This window comes from Ensifer sp. 22521 (assembly GCF_052044795.1).
In the GTDB taxonomy this organism is placed as follows: Bacteria; Pseudomonadota; Alphaproteobacteria; order Rhizobiales; family Rhizobiaceae; genus Ensifer.
The window spans coordinates 16071-31090 of the sequence record NZ_JBQENM010000019.1 but is presented as its reverse complement, the minus strand read 5'-3'; the positions used below and the strand labels follow the sequence as shown (position 1 = coordinate 31090).

15 protein-coding genes are annotated in these 15020 nt (G+C 63.4%); 12 read left to right on the top strand and 3 right to left on the bottom strand.

What is annotated here, in order from left to right:
• Positions 1-247: 247 nt before the first annotated feature.
• Together ACTJKE_RS25135 and ACTJKE_RS25130 are read right to left on the bottom strand one after the other, a co-directional pair.
• Complete coding sequence (locus ACTJKE_RS25135; RefSeq protein WP_255570999.1) at positions 248-370, bottom strand: hypothetical protein; 123 nt, start codon at positions 368-370, stop codon at positions 248-250.
• A 720-nt stretch (positions 371-1090) separates the two neighbouring features.
• Complete coding sequence (locus ACTJKE_RS25130; protein WP_112995577.1) at positions 1091-1876, bottom strand: TSUP family transporter; 786 nt, start codon at positions 1874-1876, stop codon at positions 1091-1093.
• Between the two features lie 550 nt (positions 1877-2426).
• On the opposite strand from ACTJKE_RS25130, the gene ACTJKE_RS25125 reads away from it, so the two are divergent.
• The 6 genes from ACTJKE_RS25125 to ACTJKE_RS25100 all read left to right on the top strand — a co-directional run bounded on the left by ACTJKE_RS25125 (position 2427) and on the right by ACTJKE_RS25100 (position 7694).
• Positions 2427-2861, top strand: coding sequence for a cobalamin biosynthesis protein (locus ACTJKE_RS25125; RefSeq protein WP_440692753.1), 435 nt, complete (start codon positions 2427-2429; stop codon positions 2859-2861).
• Between the two features lie 130 nt (positions 2862-2991).
• Entirely contained in the window at positions 2992-3831 is an 840-nt protein-coding gene (gene cobA, locus ACTJKE_RS25120) for a uroporphyrinogen-III C-methyltransferase (RefSeq protein ID WP_440692862.1), read from the top strand.
• On the top strand, positions 3828-5129 hold the full coding sequence (locus ACTJKE_RS25115; protein ID WP_440692751.1) for a cobyrinate a,c-diamide synthase: 1302 nt from the start codon (positions 3828-3830) through the stop codon (positions 5127-5129). Before cobA ends, ACTJKE_RS25115 begins: the two co-directional genes overlap by 4 nt.
• Positions 5126-6145: a threonine-phosphate decarboxylase CobD gene (gene cobD, locus ACTJKE_RS25110; RefSeq protein WP_440692749.1), complete on the top strand. Its 1020-nt coding sequence runs from the start codon at positions 5126-5128 to the stop codon at positions 6143-6145. The genes ACTJKE_RS25115 and cobD overlap by 4 nt, the downstream gene beginning before the upstream one ends.
• Positions 6146-7117 carry an adenosylcobinamide-phosphate synthase CbiB gene (gene cbiB / locus ACTJKE_RS25105; RefSeq protein ID WP_440692747.1) on the top strand — a complete coding sequence of 324 codons (972 nt, stop codon included), beginning with the start codon at positions 6146-6148 and terminating at the stop codon, positions 7115-7117.
• A 148-nt stretch (positions 7118-7265) separates the two neighbouring features.
• Positions 7266-7694 carry a L,D-transpeptidase gene (locus ACTJKE_RS25100; protein WP_058323186.1) on the top strand — a complete coding sequence of 143 codons (429 nt, stop codon included), beginning with the start codon at positions 7266-7268 and terminating at the stop codon, positions 7692-7694.
• Between the two features lie 238 nt (positions 7695-7932).
• On the opposite strand, the gene ACTJKE_RS25095 is transcribed toward ACTJKE_RS25100, so the two are convergent.
• Positions 7933-8670 (bottom strand): Crp/Fnr family transcriptional regulator, encoded by a 738-nt coding sequence (locus tag ACTJKE_RS25095; RefSeq protein WP_058323185.1) that lies wholly within the window; start codon positions 8668-8670, stop codon positions 7933-7935.
• Positions 8671-8973: 303 nt separating this feature from the next.
• Between ACTJKE_RS25095 and hemN the strand changes: the two genes are divergently transcribed.
• The 6 genes from hemN to ACTJKE_RS25065 all read left to right on the top strand — a co-directional run bounded on the left by hemN (position 8974) and on the right by ACTJKE_RS25065 (position 15013).
• A complete protein-coding gene (gene hemN, locus ACTJKE_RS25090) occupies positions 8974-10323 on the top strand; it encodes an oxygen-independent coproporphyrinogen III oxidase (protein ID WP_440692745.1) in 1350 nt (449 codons plus the stop codon).
• 159 nt (positions 10324-10482) lie between these two features.
• Positions 10483-10767, top strand: a complete 285-nt coding sequence (locus ACTJKE_RS25085) for an acyl carrier protein (RefSeq protein WP_156436839.1) — start codon at positions 10483-10485, stop codon at positions 10765-10767.
• A gap of 130 nt (positions 10768-10897) precedes the next feature.
• A complete protein-coding gene (locus ACTJKE_RS25080) occupies positions 10898-11383 on the top strand; it encodes a 3-hydroxyacyl-ACP dehydratase FabZ family protein (RefSeq protein ID WP_058327002.1) in 486 nt (161 codons plus the stop codon).
• Between the two features lies 1 nt (position 11384).
• The gene (locus ACTJKE_RS25075; RefSeq protein WP_440692744.1) at positions 11385-12587 is read left to right on the top strand and encodes a beta-ketoacyl-ACP synthase; all 1203 of its coding nucleotides are present in this window, start codon (positions 11385-11387) and stop codon (positions 12585-12587) included.
• A 12-nt stretch (positions 12588-12599) separates the two neighbouring features.
• Complete coding sequence (locus ACTJKE_RS25070; RefSeq protein ID WP_440692742.1) at positions 12600-13883, top strand: beta-ketoacyl-ACP synthase; 1284 nt, start codon at positions 12600-12602, stop codon at positions 13881-13883.
• Positions 13884-13984: 101 nt separating this feature from the next.
• Positions 13985-15013, top strand: a complete 1029-nt coding sequence (locus ACTJKE_RS25065; protein WP_057254218.1) for a zinc-binding dehydrogenase — start codon at positions 13985-13987, stop codon at positions 15011-15013.
• Positions 15014-15020: the final 7 nt, after the last annotated feature.

The following is a 15020-nucleotide window of genomic DNA, read 5'->3' as shown; positions in this document are numbered from 1 at the left end:
AGCGGCTAGAGGTTCAAGGGGTTGCGCACTCGACTTTCGTTTTGGTTACCGCATGTTGTATCGGCGAGTGTCGATGACAGGGAATGCTCGTCGGGCCTCAGGGAGGATGTCACCGCCATATCCGCACATTGCCTAGATTGAGACAAGCCAGATCGCCCCATGACCACCCAATGACCGACATCTATGCGCAGGGTGGTCGCCTTCCGTTTCCAGGAAGCGATCCGGCGTTGGTTTGTCCTGATCGTTCTTAGTGGTCCGAGAGTTCCTCGGCCGTTGCGGCGATCTCGGAGCTGCCGAACGTGCCGTCGACATACTTGAAAACAAGTATGCTCATGATCGAGGCGACTATTGCAATCACGACTATACGCATTCGGCTTTCCCGGTGGTCGTTGCGATCTACAGCAACACCCGGCGAAGGCCTTGGCTCCCCCATTTAGTCTAGTTGGCAGGAACAATTGCAGGCGTGGGCGATGGGGCGTTCTCCAAATCCGGCCGAACCGCCAGAATGCTTATTAGGGCGACGAGAACGCAGATGAGCATGAGGAAGGCGATACCAGCTTTGTCCATGCCCCGACATCAGACGTTCAATGTGGGCAAATCGAGGCGGCGGCACAGCCGCGTTTAGGGTTGCCCTCTGTGCGGGGGGCCTTGATGAGGCTTCTGGAAGCACGCATATAGATGCCCACATTGTTTAGATCGCGGGTGTACCTTGAAGACCGTTGCTAGAGTTGCGTTTGCTATGGCATCGCTTTTGATAATCGCATCATGCAGTGAAACCGGCTCAGCCCAAACGACCAAGGCCAGCGCGTCCGCGGTCCAGCAGGCAGCCAAAGCAAAGGCGGCTCCCACGCCGAAGATGAGCCGAAAGCAGAGAGCCGCAGCGGAAGCTGAGGCAAAGGCGCGTGCTGAAGCGCGCAGTCCTCGGCAATGCAAGACCCCCAAACAGATATGTGGTTACGGCGGCCAGCAGGCGAAGAATGCTCATGCTGGTCGACCACAGCGCGCCCGACGTTGGTGTGACAGTCAAGTGACGTTCACTTAAGTCGGCATCTGGTTCCAGTCTAGGAGAGCCAGGAACGCGCGCCGGGACTCAAAGCCCCAGCCAGATTCTGAGCGGATGCGTCGGATCTGCCAGCAGCCGGATGGCGAGTGCGATCGAGACGATGACGAGCAGCGGCTTGATGATCTTGGCGCCCTTGGCCATGGCATAGCGCGAGCCGACCTGGGCGCCGAGAAACTGGCCGACGCCCATCATCAGGCCGACCTTCCAGAGAATGGCGCCGAAGAAGAGGAAGATGCCAAAGGCGCCGACGTTGGAGCCGAAGTTGAGGAACTTCGTATGCGCCGTGGCCTTCAGCACGCCGAAGCCGGCCAGCGTGACGAAGCCGAGCATGAAGAAGGAGCCGGTGCCGGGGCCAAAGACGCCGTCGTAAAAGCCGATCAGCGGCACAAGTGTCAGCGTAAACACGAAGGGCGTGATCCGACGGTGCTGGTCGACGTCGCCCATGTTCGGCTTCAGCCCGAAATAGAGCGCAATGGCGATCAGCAGGAAGGGCAGCACAGCCTTCAGCACGTCGCCTGGAACGATGGTTGCAAGCAGCGCCCCCAGCACGGAGCCCGCCGCCGACATCAGCGCCATCGGCAATTGCTCTTTCAGGTTCACGTGACCGCGCCGCGCATAGGAAAGGCTTGCCGAACCCGAGCCGAACAGCCCCTGCAGCTTGTTGGTGCCGAGCGTTTGCAGCGGCGGAATGCCGGCAATCAGCATGGCGGGAATGGTGATCATGCCGCCGCCGCCGGCGATCGAATCGATGAAGCCGGCGATGAAGGCGGCAACGAACAAGAAGGCGAGCAGGTGGAAGGCGAGATCTTGCACGGGAGGGACTCGGGGAGCGGGAGACGTATGGAGGTTTTGCCGCCTTGTGTCAGAGCCGGCCACGATTTGCAAAGCCTTCTGTTGCGGCGTTGTTGGCCGCCCGGGCGGACGACCTTCGAATCTTTCGCGGAATCAAAAGCTTGTCCTGAGTCGCCGTGTTTCTGGATGGAGGCGCCGGCAATCGTGGGATGATCGGAAACGGCCGTCATCGCGATCCGCCGGGCAACTGTGCGCCTTCGTCAATCGCGACATGGCGATGGCGCAATCCGGTTTGACCGGTCTCCCGCGCTCCGGTAAAAATGACGGATATGCGACGGCGTCCGCTTCGGTGGACTGAAAGAGCGTCCGGTGCGGCCGACCCAGCCAGGGGGCCATCAGCCGGTGCTGTCCAGATCGGCCGGAACGGTTCGTTCCAGCCGGCGCTTCGTTAAGGAAAACCGACGAAGGGAGCCGGCCGCCGATGCCATCGGTTAGCGGATCAAAGCAATTCCAGCAAAAGTGCGCAGCGGTTTTGCGTCCGGAATCGCGTGAAAATAACGTTCTGGCACAAATGAAAGAAGAGGCCGGGCTGGTGCTCGGGCTCGGCTGCGAACGCCGCACGCCGGCCGAAGAGGTGATCGCACTTGCCAAGCGCGCTTTGGCTGACGCGGGTGCCAGTGCCGGCGATCTGCGGCTGGTCGCCTCGCTCGATGCCCGCGCCGAGGAGCCGGCGATCCTTGCGGCCGCGAAGCATTTCTCCGTTCCTGCAGTCTTCTACGACGCGGCCACGCTGGAGGCCGAAGCCTCCCGTCTCGCCAATCCCTCCGAGATCGTCTTTGCCCACACCGGCTGTCATGGCGTGGCCGAAGGGGCAGCGCTTGTCGGTGCTGGCAGCGAGGCGATGCTGATCGTGCCGAAGATCGTCTCCGCGCATGCGACGGCGGCGCTTGCCGGGCCGGCGGCATTGCGTGTCGAAGAGGGCCGGCAGGCGGCGAAGGTCGTCTGATGCGTTTCTATGTTGTTGAATTGAATCAATCTTTTGTCCGGGTTCTCTCTGAAATGGAATCCGGTTCTTCGCAGGTCGAGTTAGGCGCACCGTCAGGTGGTGCCGGTATACAGGTGAGGCAGCACGCATGATCGACGACCTCTTTGCCGGACTGCCGGCGCTCGAGAAAGGTTCGGTCTGGCTCGTCGGCGCCGGTCCGGGAGACCCGGGCCTTTTGACGCTGCATGCGGCCAATGCGCTGCGCCAGGCGGATGTGATCGTGCATGATGCGCTGGTCAACGAGGATTGCCTGAAGCTCGCCAGACCGGGCGCCGTGCTTGAGTTTGCGGGAAAACGCGGCGGCAAGCCTTCGCCGAAGCAGCGCGACATCTCGCTTCGGCTGGTCGAGCTTGCGCGTGCCGGCAACCGGGTGCTGCGGCTGAAGGGGGGCGATCCCTTCGTCTTCGGCCGCGGCGGCGAGGAGGCGCTGACGCTGGTCGAGCACCAGATCCCGTTTCGCATCGTGCCCGGCATCACCGCCGGCATCGGCGGTCTTGCCTATGCCGGCATTCCCGTGACGCACCGCGAGGTCAATCACGCCGTCACCTTCCTCACCGGCCACGATTCCTCCGGCCTCGTGCCCGATCGCATCCACTGGCAGGGCATCGCCAGCGGCTCGCCCGTGATCGTCATGTACATGGCGATGAAACATATCGGCGCGATCACCGCCAACCTCATTGCCGGCGGCCGTTCGCCGGACGAGCCGGTCGCCTTTGTCTGCAATGCGGCGACGGCGAACCAGACGGTGCTCGAAACGACGCTTTCGCGCGCCGAGGCCGATGTCGAGGCGGCAGGGCTTGAGCCGCCGGCGATCGTCGTCGTCGGCGAGGTGGTGCGGCTCCGGGCAGCGCTCGACTGGATCGGTGCGCTTGATGGCCGCAAGCTCTCGGCCGACCCCTTCGCCAACCGCATTCTCAGGAACCCGGCATGAGCGGACTGCTGATCGCCGCACCGTCGTCGGGCTCGGGCAAGACGACGGTGACGCTCGGGCTGATGCGGGCGCTGAAGAAGCGCGGTGTTGCGATTGCGCCCGGCAAGGCGGGACCTGACTATATCGATCCCGCCTTCCATGCGGCCGCGACCGGCGAGCCCTGTTTCAACTTCGACCCCTGGGCAATGCGGCCGGAACTGCTGCTTGCGAACGCTTCGCATGCCACGACCGGTGGCCGCACGCTGATCGTCGAGGCGATGATGGGCCTGCATGACGGCGCCGCCGACGGCTCCGGTTCGCCCGCCGATCTCGCAGCGACGCTCGATCTCGCCGTCATCCTCGTTGTCGATTGCGCCCGCCTGTCCCATTCGGTCGCCGCACTCGTTCGCGGTTATGCGGACCATCGCGACGATATTCGGGTGGTTGGCGTCATCCTCAACAAGGTCGGCAGTGACCGGCACGAGGTGATGCTGCGCGATGCGCTGGAGCGGGTGAGCATGCCGGTTTTCGGTGTCTTGCGGCAGGACAGTGCGCTGCAACTGCCGGAGCGCCATCTCGGCCTCGTGCAGGCGGGCGAGCATGGGGCGCTCGAAGGTTTCATCGGGGCTGCTGCCGAACGCGTGGAGGCGAACTGCGACCTCGATGCCGTCGGCCGCGCTGCGACGATCTTTCCGCACGGGTCGGTCACGAGGATCGAGCGGTTCCGGCCGCTCGGGCAACGCATCGCCGTGGCGCGCGATATCGCCTTTGCCTTCTCTTACGAGCATCTGTTGTTCGACTGGCAGCGGGGCGGCGCCGAAATCTCGTTCTTCTCGCCGCTCGCCGACGAAGCGCCGGATCCTTCGGCCGACGCCGTCTATCTGCCGGGCGGTTATCCGGAGCTGCATGCGGGACACTTAAGTGCTGCTTCAACCTTCCGTACCGGCATGCAATCCGCGGCGGAACGCGGCGCCCGGATCTTCGGCGAATGCGGCGGCTACATGGTGCTCGGCGAAGGGCTTGTCGCCGCTGATGGCGCACGCTACGACATGCTCGGCCTGCTGCCGCTGACGACCAGTTTTGCCGAGCGCAGGCGGCACCTCGGCTATCGCCGTGTCGTGCCTGTCGACAACGCCTTCTTCGATGGACCCATGACGGCGCACGAATTCCACTATGCGACCATCGTTGCCGAAGGCGCGGCCGAACGCTTGTTTTCGATGAGCGACGCTGCGGGCGAAGATCTCGGCCACGCGGGCCTCAGGCGCGGCAATGTCGCCGGCTCCTTCATGCATCTCATCGACATCGCAGGCGCGCCATGAGCGCACCGATCGTCCACGGCGGCGGCATCACCGAGGCCGCGGCGCGCTTTGGCGGGCGCTTCGAAGACTGGCTCGATCTTTCGACCGGTATCAATCCTTGCCCCGTCGCCTTGCCCCCAGTATCCGAACGCGCGTGGCATCGGCTGCCGGATCGGCAGACGGTGGATGACGCGCGCCTGGCAGCCGCAGATTATTACCGCACCAATGGCGTGCTGCCTTTGGCGGTGCCGGGCACCCAGTCGGCGATCCAGCTTTTGCCGCGTCTCATAAATGAAAACGGGAAGGCGCCGGCGAACAGGCGCGTCGCGATCTTCGGGCCGACCTATGGCGAATATGCCCGTGTGCTGTCGGCAGCCGGCTTTGCCGTCGATCGCGTCGAAGATGCCGCTGCGCTCAGCGCCGAGCATGCCCTGGTCATCGTGGTAAACCCCAACAACCCGACTGGCCGTGCCTTCGCGTCCGCCGAACTTCTGGCGATGGCGGCGAGGCAGAAGGCAAACGGCGGGCTGCTGCTGGTCGACGAAGCCTTCGGCGATCTTGATCCGGGGTTGAGCGTCGCCGGCCATGTGCGCGAGCAAGGCAACCTTGTCGTCTTCCGCTCCTTCGGCAAGTTCTTCGGGCTCGCCGGCCTGCGCCTCGGCTTCGTCGTCGCGACGGAGCCTATGCTTGCGTCCTTTGCCGATTGGCTCGGTCCCTGGGCCGTCTCCGGCCCGGCGCTGACGATTTCGAAAGCGCTGATGCAGGGCAATACGAAGGCGATTGCTGCCGGTATCCTCGAGCGGCGCGCCGGCCTGGATGCGGCGCTTGATGGAGCAGGGCTCAAGCGGATCGGTGGCACAGGGCTTTTCGTGCTGGTCGAGCATCCGCGTGCCACTCTGCTACAGGAACGGCTCTGCGAAGCGCACATCCTCACTCGCAAGTTCGACTACGCGCCGGAGTGGTTGAGGATCGGTCTGGCGCCGGATGCGGCGGGCGACCGGCGACTGGCGGATGCGCTTGCCCGGATGGAGCTCTGAATGTCTGAGACCATCCTTCTCATCCTCGCGCTGGCGCTGGTGATCGATCGCGTCGTCGGTGACCCGGATTGGCTCTGGGCGCGCCTGCCGCATCCGGTCGTGTTCTTCGGCAAGGCCATAGCCTTCCTCGATGACAGGTTGAACCGCGAGGATCTGGAGGACGGCGCGGCTAGGTTTCGTGGCGTTGTCACCATCGTGCTGCTGCTTGCCGTCAGCGCCTGGTTCGGCCACCTGCTGCATCGCCTGTTCGCCACTCTCGGTCCGGTCGGCTTCCTGCTGGAGGCGGCGCTGGTCGCGGTTTTCCTGGCGCAGAAGAGCCTTGCAGATCATGTGCGCCGCGTTGCCGAGGGCTTGCGGCAAGGGGGGCTCGAAGGCGGGCGGGCGGCCGTTTCGATGATCGTCGGCCGCGATCCGAAGACGCTCAATGAACCGGCGGTCTGCCGCGCGGCGATCGAAAGCCTCGCCGAAAACTTCTCCGACGGCGTCGTGGCGCCGGCCTTCTGGTATGCGATCGCCGGTCTGCCCGGTCTGCTCGCCTACAAGATGCTGAACACGGCCGACTCGATGATCGGCCACAAATCGCCGAAATATCTGCACTTCGGCTGGGCTTCGGCGCGGCTCGACGATCTTGCCAACCTGCCGGCAGCACGGCTCTCGATCCTGCTGATCGCCGCCGGCGCACTGATCCACCGTGGCACGCGCGCCGCCAAGGATGCGTTGACGGCAGCCCTTCGTGATCACGGCCTGCACCGCTCGCCGAATTCCGGCTGGCCGGAAGCGGCGATGGCAGGGGCGCTCGATCTGCAGCTTGCCGGCCCGCGCATCTATGGCGGCGTCAAGGTCAGCGAGCCGATGATCAATGGTCCGGGTCGCGCCGTTGCGCGAAGCGAAGATATCGATGCCGGCATCGCCGTGTTCTATGGCGCCTGCACGGTAATGACCGTTTTTGTTCTTGCCGTCGCGATGATTTGATCGTTTCGGCGGCTCCCGTCTTGCGAAATCGAGCTTCGCATTAAGACTTTGCTTTCCATATGTATTAAGATTGCTTCATACTCGGCCGGTTATTCTCTTCGGACGTTTGGTTCCACCGGTAAGTGTTTGTCATCCCGGAGAGAGAAGCATGCGGAATGCGTTTTTGACTGTGCTCGTTGCCGCATTGATGCAGTTTTCCGTTCAGCCGGCGAACGCCGCCAATCTCATTGCCAATATCAGCCTGTCGTCGCAGACCATGACCGTCAAACAGAACGGCATCGTCATGTACCGCTGGAAGGTGTCTACCGCCCGCAGGGGCTATGTCACGCCGCGCGGCAGCTGGAGGGCCAAATGGCTCTCACGCTACCATCGCTCGAGCAAATACGACGACGCGCCCATGCCCTATGCGGTGTTCTTCAATGGCGGTTACGCCATTCATGCCACCTATGACATCAAGCGCCTCGGCCGCCCGGCATCGCATGGCTGCGTGCGGCTGCATCCGAACAACGCCGCCGAGTTCTTCGCGCTGACGCGCGAGCATGGGTTGAAGAACACGCGCATCGTGATCGCGCGCTGATCGGAGCTGCCCCTCATCCCCCTGCCGGGACCTTCTCCCCGCAGGCGGGGAAAAGGGACCTGTGGCGCTGTTTCCGCTTCATCATCGGCGGCCTCCTTCGGGGGGGCTAACCGCAGGCGACGTTCCCTCTCTCCGCCTGCGGGGAGAGGGGTAGGGTGAGGGGCAAATTTCGCTGCTGGGAAATTCGGTGTAACACCGCAAATCTGCGAGCGTCTTCGCAGCCACCGCTGAGCGCGGCTCAGTCGATCCCGCCGACATGCATCAGCCGCTCGAGGCTCGGCACGGTGACGTGGCGGCTGTTTTCGATGCGGATGACGTTTTCCTTGCGCAGCTTGGTGATCTGCCGGCTGACGGTTTCGATCGTCAGGCCCAGATAGTCGGCGATGTCGGCGCGCGAAAGCGGCAGGTCGAATTCGTTCGCGGTCCCCTGTTCGGGATCGATATGGGTCGCAATGATGTAGAGGAAGCTCGCCACCTTCTCCTGAGCGGTCTTGCGGCCGAGCGTCAGCATCCAGTCGCGCGCCTCGTCGAGCTCCTTCAGCGCCTGCTCGTGCAGTCGGTGTTCCAGCCCCGGCGCCTCGGAAACGAGCCGCTCAATGACATTGCGCGGGAAGGCGCAGATGTCGGTGTTGACGGCGGCTTCCGCCGTCAGCGCGCTTTCGCGGGTGAAGGGGCGGCCCATGAAATCGGGCGCGAACTGCAGGCCGACGATCTGCTGGCGTCCGTCAGCCAGAACCTTGCTGAGCTTGACGACACCGCTGATGATGTTGGCGTAGCTGTCCGTCGTCTCGCCCTGGCCGACGACCTCGCGGCCCGGCTCGATGCTGCGGCGTGTCGAGTGGCGGGAGAGGTCGAGAAGCTGATCCGGGGTGAGCGTTCCGCAAACGCCGCCATGACGGGCCTCGCAGGCTGCGCAGACGGTCGGAATGTCCGAGTTATGGATATCCTTGCGGCGATGTTCGTTCACGATCTGCAATTCTTTCTACCTGCATGTCGTTGCTCTTACAGCGCCGCGCGTCTCGTCTGACGCACAAAGGTCGCTGTAGCACTTTGAAGTGCTGCATGTTTATCCTTCAAAGGAAACATGCAGCAGGATGACCAAAGAGGATGCAGGTCGTTAAATCAAGAGTTGACAGGTGCTAATTTCGAAAGCGCGAAACAATGTCTCATGTTGAATTGCGCATTGTCAATTTTAACGTGTTAATTCGACAACTTGATCAAAATCAAAGGCACGTTTGCCCATTCGTCCTATGCCATCGTCATGACAGCGGAGAGACCGATGGAAGACGCGCTCATCCTCAAATATTCAGGCCCTGTGCCGCGCTACACCAGCTACCCCACGGCCCCGCATTTTTCCGAGGCCGTGGGCGCTGCGGACTATGAAAGCTGGCTCGATGCGATCGGCGCCGGGGAGGCGATTTCGCTTTATGCCCATGTGCCCTATTGCGACCGGCTCTGTTGGTTCTGTGCCTGCCACACCAAGCAGACGCTGCGCTATGATCCCGTTGCGACCTATCTGCATGGCCTGCATCGCGAAGTTGCAGAAATCGGGGGACGGGTGAGCCGCGAGGCCAAGGTGACGGCGCTGCATTTCGGCGGCGGCTCGCCGACGCTCGTCCGGCCGGATGACATGATCGCGCTCAAGCGCACCTTCACCGATCACTTCACCTTCGCGCCGGATTGCGAGATCAGCGTCGAGATGGATCCGAACGACCTCGATGAGGCGCGCCATGATGCGCTGGCCGTGATCGGCATGACACGGGCGAGTTTCGGCATCCAGGATTTCGATCCTGAGGTACAGAAGGCGATCAATCGCATCCAGACCTTTGAGCAGACGCGCGGTGCGATCGAGGCATCCCGGGCGAGGGGCGTGCACTCGGTCAATTGCGACGTTCTCTACGGTTTGCCCTATCAGAGCCTCCAGTCGCTGGAGCGCACGATAGAGGCGGTGCTTTCGCTTGATCCCGATCGCGTTGCGCTCTTCGGCTATGCGCATGTGCCGTGGATGAAGACGCATCAGAAGATGATCCCGGACGAGAGCCTGCCCGGCGTGGTCGAGCGTTTCGAACAGATGGCCCGTGCGGCGGAGATGCTGGTGGCGGCCGGCTACGACGCCATCGGTATCGACCATTTCGCAAAGCCCGGAGACAGCCTGGCGCATGCCAGCCGGGAGGGGCGCCTCCGCCGCAACTTCCAGGGCTATACGGACGATGCCGCGGAAACGCTTGTTGGCCTCGGCGCCTCGGCGATCGGCCAGTTTCGTCAAGGTTATGTCCAGAACATGCCGGCGACCGGTGAATATCTGCGTCATGTGGAAGGGACGGGGCTGGCCGCGGTTCGCGGCTACCGCTTCACGCCGGACGACCGGCTGAGGGCAAAAGTGATCGCCGACATCATGTGCCGTTTCGCCTTCTCCTTTGAAGAGGTCGAGCAGGCATTTCCGGTGCTGGCCGGCGCCGTGATCGAGGAAGCGCGGCTGTTTCGGGCGCGCGATGCGGATGGGTTGACGACGATCGAGAACGGCATCTTCCGCCTGACCGAGCGCGGCCGACCCTTTGCCCGTTCGGTGGCGGCTACCTTTGATGCCTATCTCGGTAACGGCCGTGGCCGGCATTCGGTGGCGGTCTGACCGATGCGCTTATCCGTACTGTGGGCATCAGAGCGCCTTGTGCGCGCGGCGCTCTGGCAACACCGGTTTCCAATTTGCAAACCGTTGCCATCTAGGCCATTGGCTTTTGCAGCGCATTTACCTATAGGATCGCCGAGACTCGACATAGAATAAAGAGGTATGCGCGTGACAGCTACATTCGACAAGGTTGCCGACATCATCGCGGAAACGAGCGAGATCGATCGCGAGACGATCACGCCGGAAAGCCACACGATCGACGATCTCGGCATCGACAGCCTGGATTTCCTCGACATCGTGTTTGCGATCGACAAGGAATTCGGCATCAAGATCCCGCTCGAGCAGTGGACGCAGGAAGTCAACGAAGGCAAGGTTTCGACCGAAGAGTACTTCGTTCTGAAGAACCTCTGCGCCAAGATCGACGAACTGGGGGCTGCCAAGGGCTGATCGGGCTTTCGCCCGAGCCTTGCCGCACCAATTCCAATGCCGCCCGTCGCGCCCTGCGCTTGACAGGCGGCATTGGCGTTTTTACTTGAGCCCGAAACGAACGGCCCGAAAACGAACAGGGTGAGCCTCAATGCTCCTTGAATACTTCCAGATGATCGATCGTGTCGAAACGGTCGATCTTTCGGCTGGCCGGCTGACGGCGCGGTCCGTGGTGCCAGAGAAGAGCCCGGTGTTCGAAGGCCATTTCCCAGGCTATCCGCTGGTTCCGGGCGTGCTTCTGATCGAGACCATGGCGCAGGCCTCCGGTTTCCTGGTGCTGGCCGCCACCAATTTTGCCGCCATGCCCTTCCTGATGTCGGTCGACGGCGCCAAGATGCGCACCTTCGTCGAGCCCTCGGCCGAACTTGAGATCGAGGCTTTCCTCGAACACGAAGGCTCGGGCTTTGCCGTCACCAAGGCGAAGATCACCTCGGCCGGCAAAAAGGTGTGCGACGCCCAGCTGAAACTGAGGACGATGCCGTTCGATCAGGTTCCGCTCGGCGATATCGTGCGCAAGCGGGCCGAGGAAGTGGGTCTGATGGCGGCTCTTTCGGCAACAGCCGGTTCGGAGAAGTAAGATGAGCAAATCCGCAAACGACGTTGTCATTACCGGCGTCGGTATCGTCACCAGCCAGGGCGTCGGCGTCGAGCCGCATCTGGCGCTGCTCACCGCCGGCACATCGCCGGCCGTGCGGGTCGAGACAGAAAAGTTCAGCCCCTATCCGGTGCATCCGCTGCCGGAAATCGACTGGTCGCAGCAGATCGCCAAGCGTGGCGACCAGCGCCAGATGGAAAACTGGCAGCGCCTCGGCGTCTTCGCCGCTGGTCTCGCGCTCGATGACGCCGGCCTCAAGGACAATCTCGAAGCCTGCGGCAGCATGGACATGATCGTTGCCGCCGGTGGCGGCGAGCGCGACATCAATGTCGACTCGCTGATCGTCGACGAAGCGCTGAAGCGCAACGATCGCGAACAGCTCCTCAACGAAAAGCTGACGACGGAACTGCGCCCGACGCTGTTCCTCGCCCAGCTTTCCAATCTGCTCGCCGGCAACATCTCGATCGTGCACAAGGTCACCGGTTCGTCGCGCACCTTCATGGGCGAGGAAGCGGCCGGCATCTCGGCGATCGAAACCGCCTTTGCCCGCATCAAGGCCGGCCAGTCGACGCACACGCTCGTCGGCGGCGCCTTTTCGGCCGAGCGTCTCGACATCATCCTCCTCATCGAAGCGATCCAGGGCCATGCGCTCGGCGACTGGCACCCGATCTGGTCGCGCAGCCAGGATAACGGCGGCGGCATGATCCTCGGTTCGGTCGGCGCCTTCCTGGTGCTGGAATCGCGCGAATATGCCGAAGCCCGCGGCGCCCGCATCTATGCCACGATCGACGCGATCGGTGGCGACCGCGGCGCGCGTGACGGCGGCAAGCTGGAAGCCCGCCTTGCTGATCTCGCCAAGCCCGCATCCGATCTCGACCCGGCCTCGACCGTCGTGTTCTCCGGTACCTCCGGCTTCCATGATCTCGTGGCGCGCGAGAAGGCGTTCCTCGAGGAAAAACTCGCAGGCGTGCCGGTGCGTGCCTATGGCGGTCTCGTCGGCCACAGCATCGAGGCGCAGTTCCCGCTGGGTCTGGCGTTGGCGGCGCTGACGCTGGGTGAGGGTGCAAAGGTACCGGCCTTCGATACGGGCGCAGAAAAGTCGATGACGGCGGCGGCAAAGGCTGCGGTGGTCACCACCGTCGGCCATTCGCGCGGCGAAGGCGTCGCCGTTCTTTCGGCGGAATAACAGGAGCGGACCATGAGCAACGCTTACAAGGACCATCTCGGCCGCCCGATCATCGCCATTACCGGCATGGGCGTCATCACCTCGCTCGGCCAGGGCGTTGAGGACAACTGGGCAGCGCTTTCGGGCGGCGTCTCGGGCATCCACAAGATCACCCGTTTCCCGACCGAGGGCCTCAACACCCGCATCTCCGGCACCGTCGATTTCATCGACATTCCCGCGAACAATGCCGTCGAGCGTTCCTATGCCATGGCGCGCGAAACGACGCTGGAAGCTTTGGCGCAGGCGGGAATTTCGGGCGATTTCAACGGCCCGCTGTTCCTGGCCGCCCCGCCGGTCGAGCCGGAATGGAGCGCGCGCTTCGAGCTTGCCGACCGTTCGCCGCCATCGGAGCGCCCGGGCGACGCCTATAACCGCTTCCTCGCCGCCATGCGCCAGAAGGCCGATCCAGTGTTCCACGAGGCCGTGCTTTTCGGCTCGATCTCTGAACGCCTGGCCGATCGCTTCGGCACGCGCGGCCTGCCGGTAACGCTGTCGACCGCCTGTGCATCGGGCGCCACCGCCATCCAGCTCGGCGTCGAGGCGATCCGCCAGGGCCGCACCGATCGTGCGCTGACGGTTGCGACCGACGGCTCGGTCAGCGCCGAGGCACTGATCCGCTTCGCGCTGCTTTCGGCACTTTCCACCCAGAACGATCCGCCGGAAAAGGCCTCCAAGCCCTTCACCAAGGACCGTGACGGCTTCGTCATTGCCGAAGGTGCGGCAACTCTCGTGCTTGAATCGCTGGAAGCCGCCGTTGCCCGCGGCGCCCGCGTCTACGGCATCCTCAAGGGCTGCGGTGAGAAGGCCGATCTCTTCCACCGCACGCGCTCCTCGCCGGACGGTGGCCCGGCGATCGCGACGATCCGCGCAGCCCTTGCCGACGCCGGCATCAATGAGGACGGTATCGGCTACATCAACGCCCATGGCACCTCGACGCCCGAGAACGACAAGATGGAATATCTGTCGATGTCGGCCGTCTTTGGCGATCGCCTGCCGTCGATCCCGGTCTCGTCCAACAAGTCGATGATCGGCCACACGCTGACGGCCGCCGGTGCGGTCGAGGCGGTGTTCTCGATCCAGACGATGCTGACCGGTACGCTGCCGCCGACGATCAACTACCAGAACCCCGATCCGGCGATCGTGCTCGACGTGGTGCCGAACGTGAAGCGCAGCCAGCAGGTGACTGCGGTGCTGTCGAACTCCTTCGGCTTCGGCGGCCAGAACGCCAGCCTTGTCATGACCGCCGAGCCGGCCTAAGCCGGAAACTCAAGAGCTGCAGCGCCTTTCTCGCGCCCCGTCGGGCGCGCGGCGCTGCAAAATCCAAGACGCAAACATGCCGCCAAGGCAGAGGAAGAACCATGCGCGCCCTGCAACTGCTCGATGACCGCAAGCTCGAAATCACCGACATTCCGGAACCGGAAGCGCCCGGCCCGGGCGAGGTGACCCTGCGCGTCAAGGCGGTTGCGCTCAACCATATCGACGTCTGGGGCTGGCGCGGCATGGCCTTTGCCAAGCGCAAGATGCCGCTCGTCATCGGCGCGGAAGCATCCGGCGTGGTCGACGCGATCGGTCCGGGCGTTTCGAGCGTGCTTCCGGGCCAGCTCGTATCGATCTATGGCGCGCGTACCTGTGGCCTCTGCCGTCCGTGCAAGGAAGGCCGCGACAATCTCTGCGAACATGTCGGCGGCGTGCACGGCTTCCATCTCGACGGCTTCGCGCAGGAAAAGATCAACCTGCCGGCGCGCCTGCTGGTCCCGGCGCCTCCGGGTGTCGATGCCGTCGCTGCAGCGCTTGCTCCGGTCACCTTCGGTACCGTCGAGCACATGCTGTTCGACAATGCCAAGCTTGAGCCGGGTGAAACCATCCTCGTCCATGCCGGCGGCTCCGGCATCGGCTCGGCGGCGATCCAGCTTGCCAAGAAGATCGGCTGCACGGTGATCACCACCGTCGGTTCCGACGACAAGATCGAGAAGGCCAAGGCGCTCGGCGCCGATCACGTCATCAACTACCGCACCGATCGCTTTGAAGGCGTGGTGCGCAAGCTCACCAAGAAGAAGGGCGTCGACGTCGTGTTCGAACACGTCGGCAAGGACACCTGGGCGGGCTCGATGCTCTGCATGAAGCGCGGCGGCCGTCTGGTCACCTGCGGTTCCACCTCGGGCGTTTCCACCGACATGAACCTGATGATGCTGTTCCAGCAGCAGCTGAAGCTGCTCGGCTCCTTCGGCTGCCGCATGGAGAACATGGCGAACGCCATGCAGAAGATGGCCCGCGGCCTGGTGCATCCGGTCATCGACACTGAAATCAGCCTCGATCAGATCGACCGGGCGCTGGAGCGCATGGAATCGCGCCAGATCTTCGGCAAGATCATCCTGAAGATGGATTGATCGACGT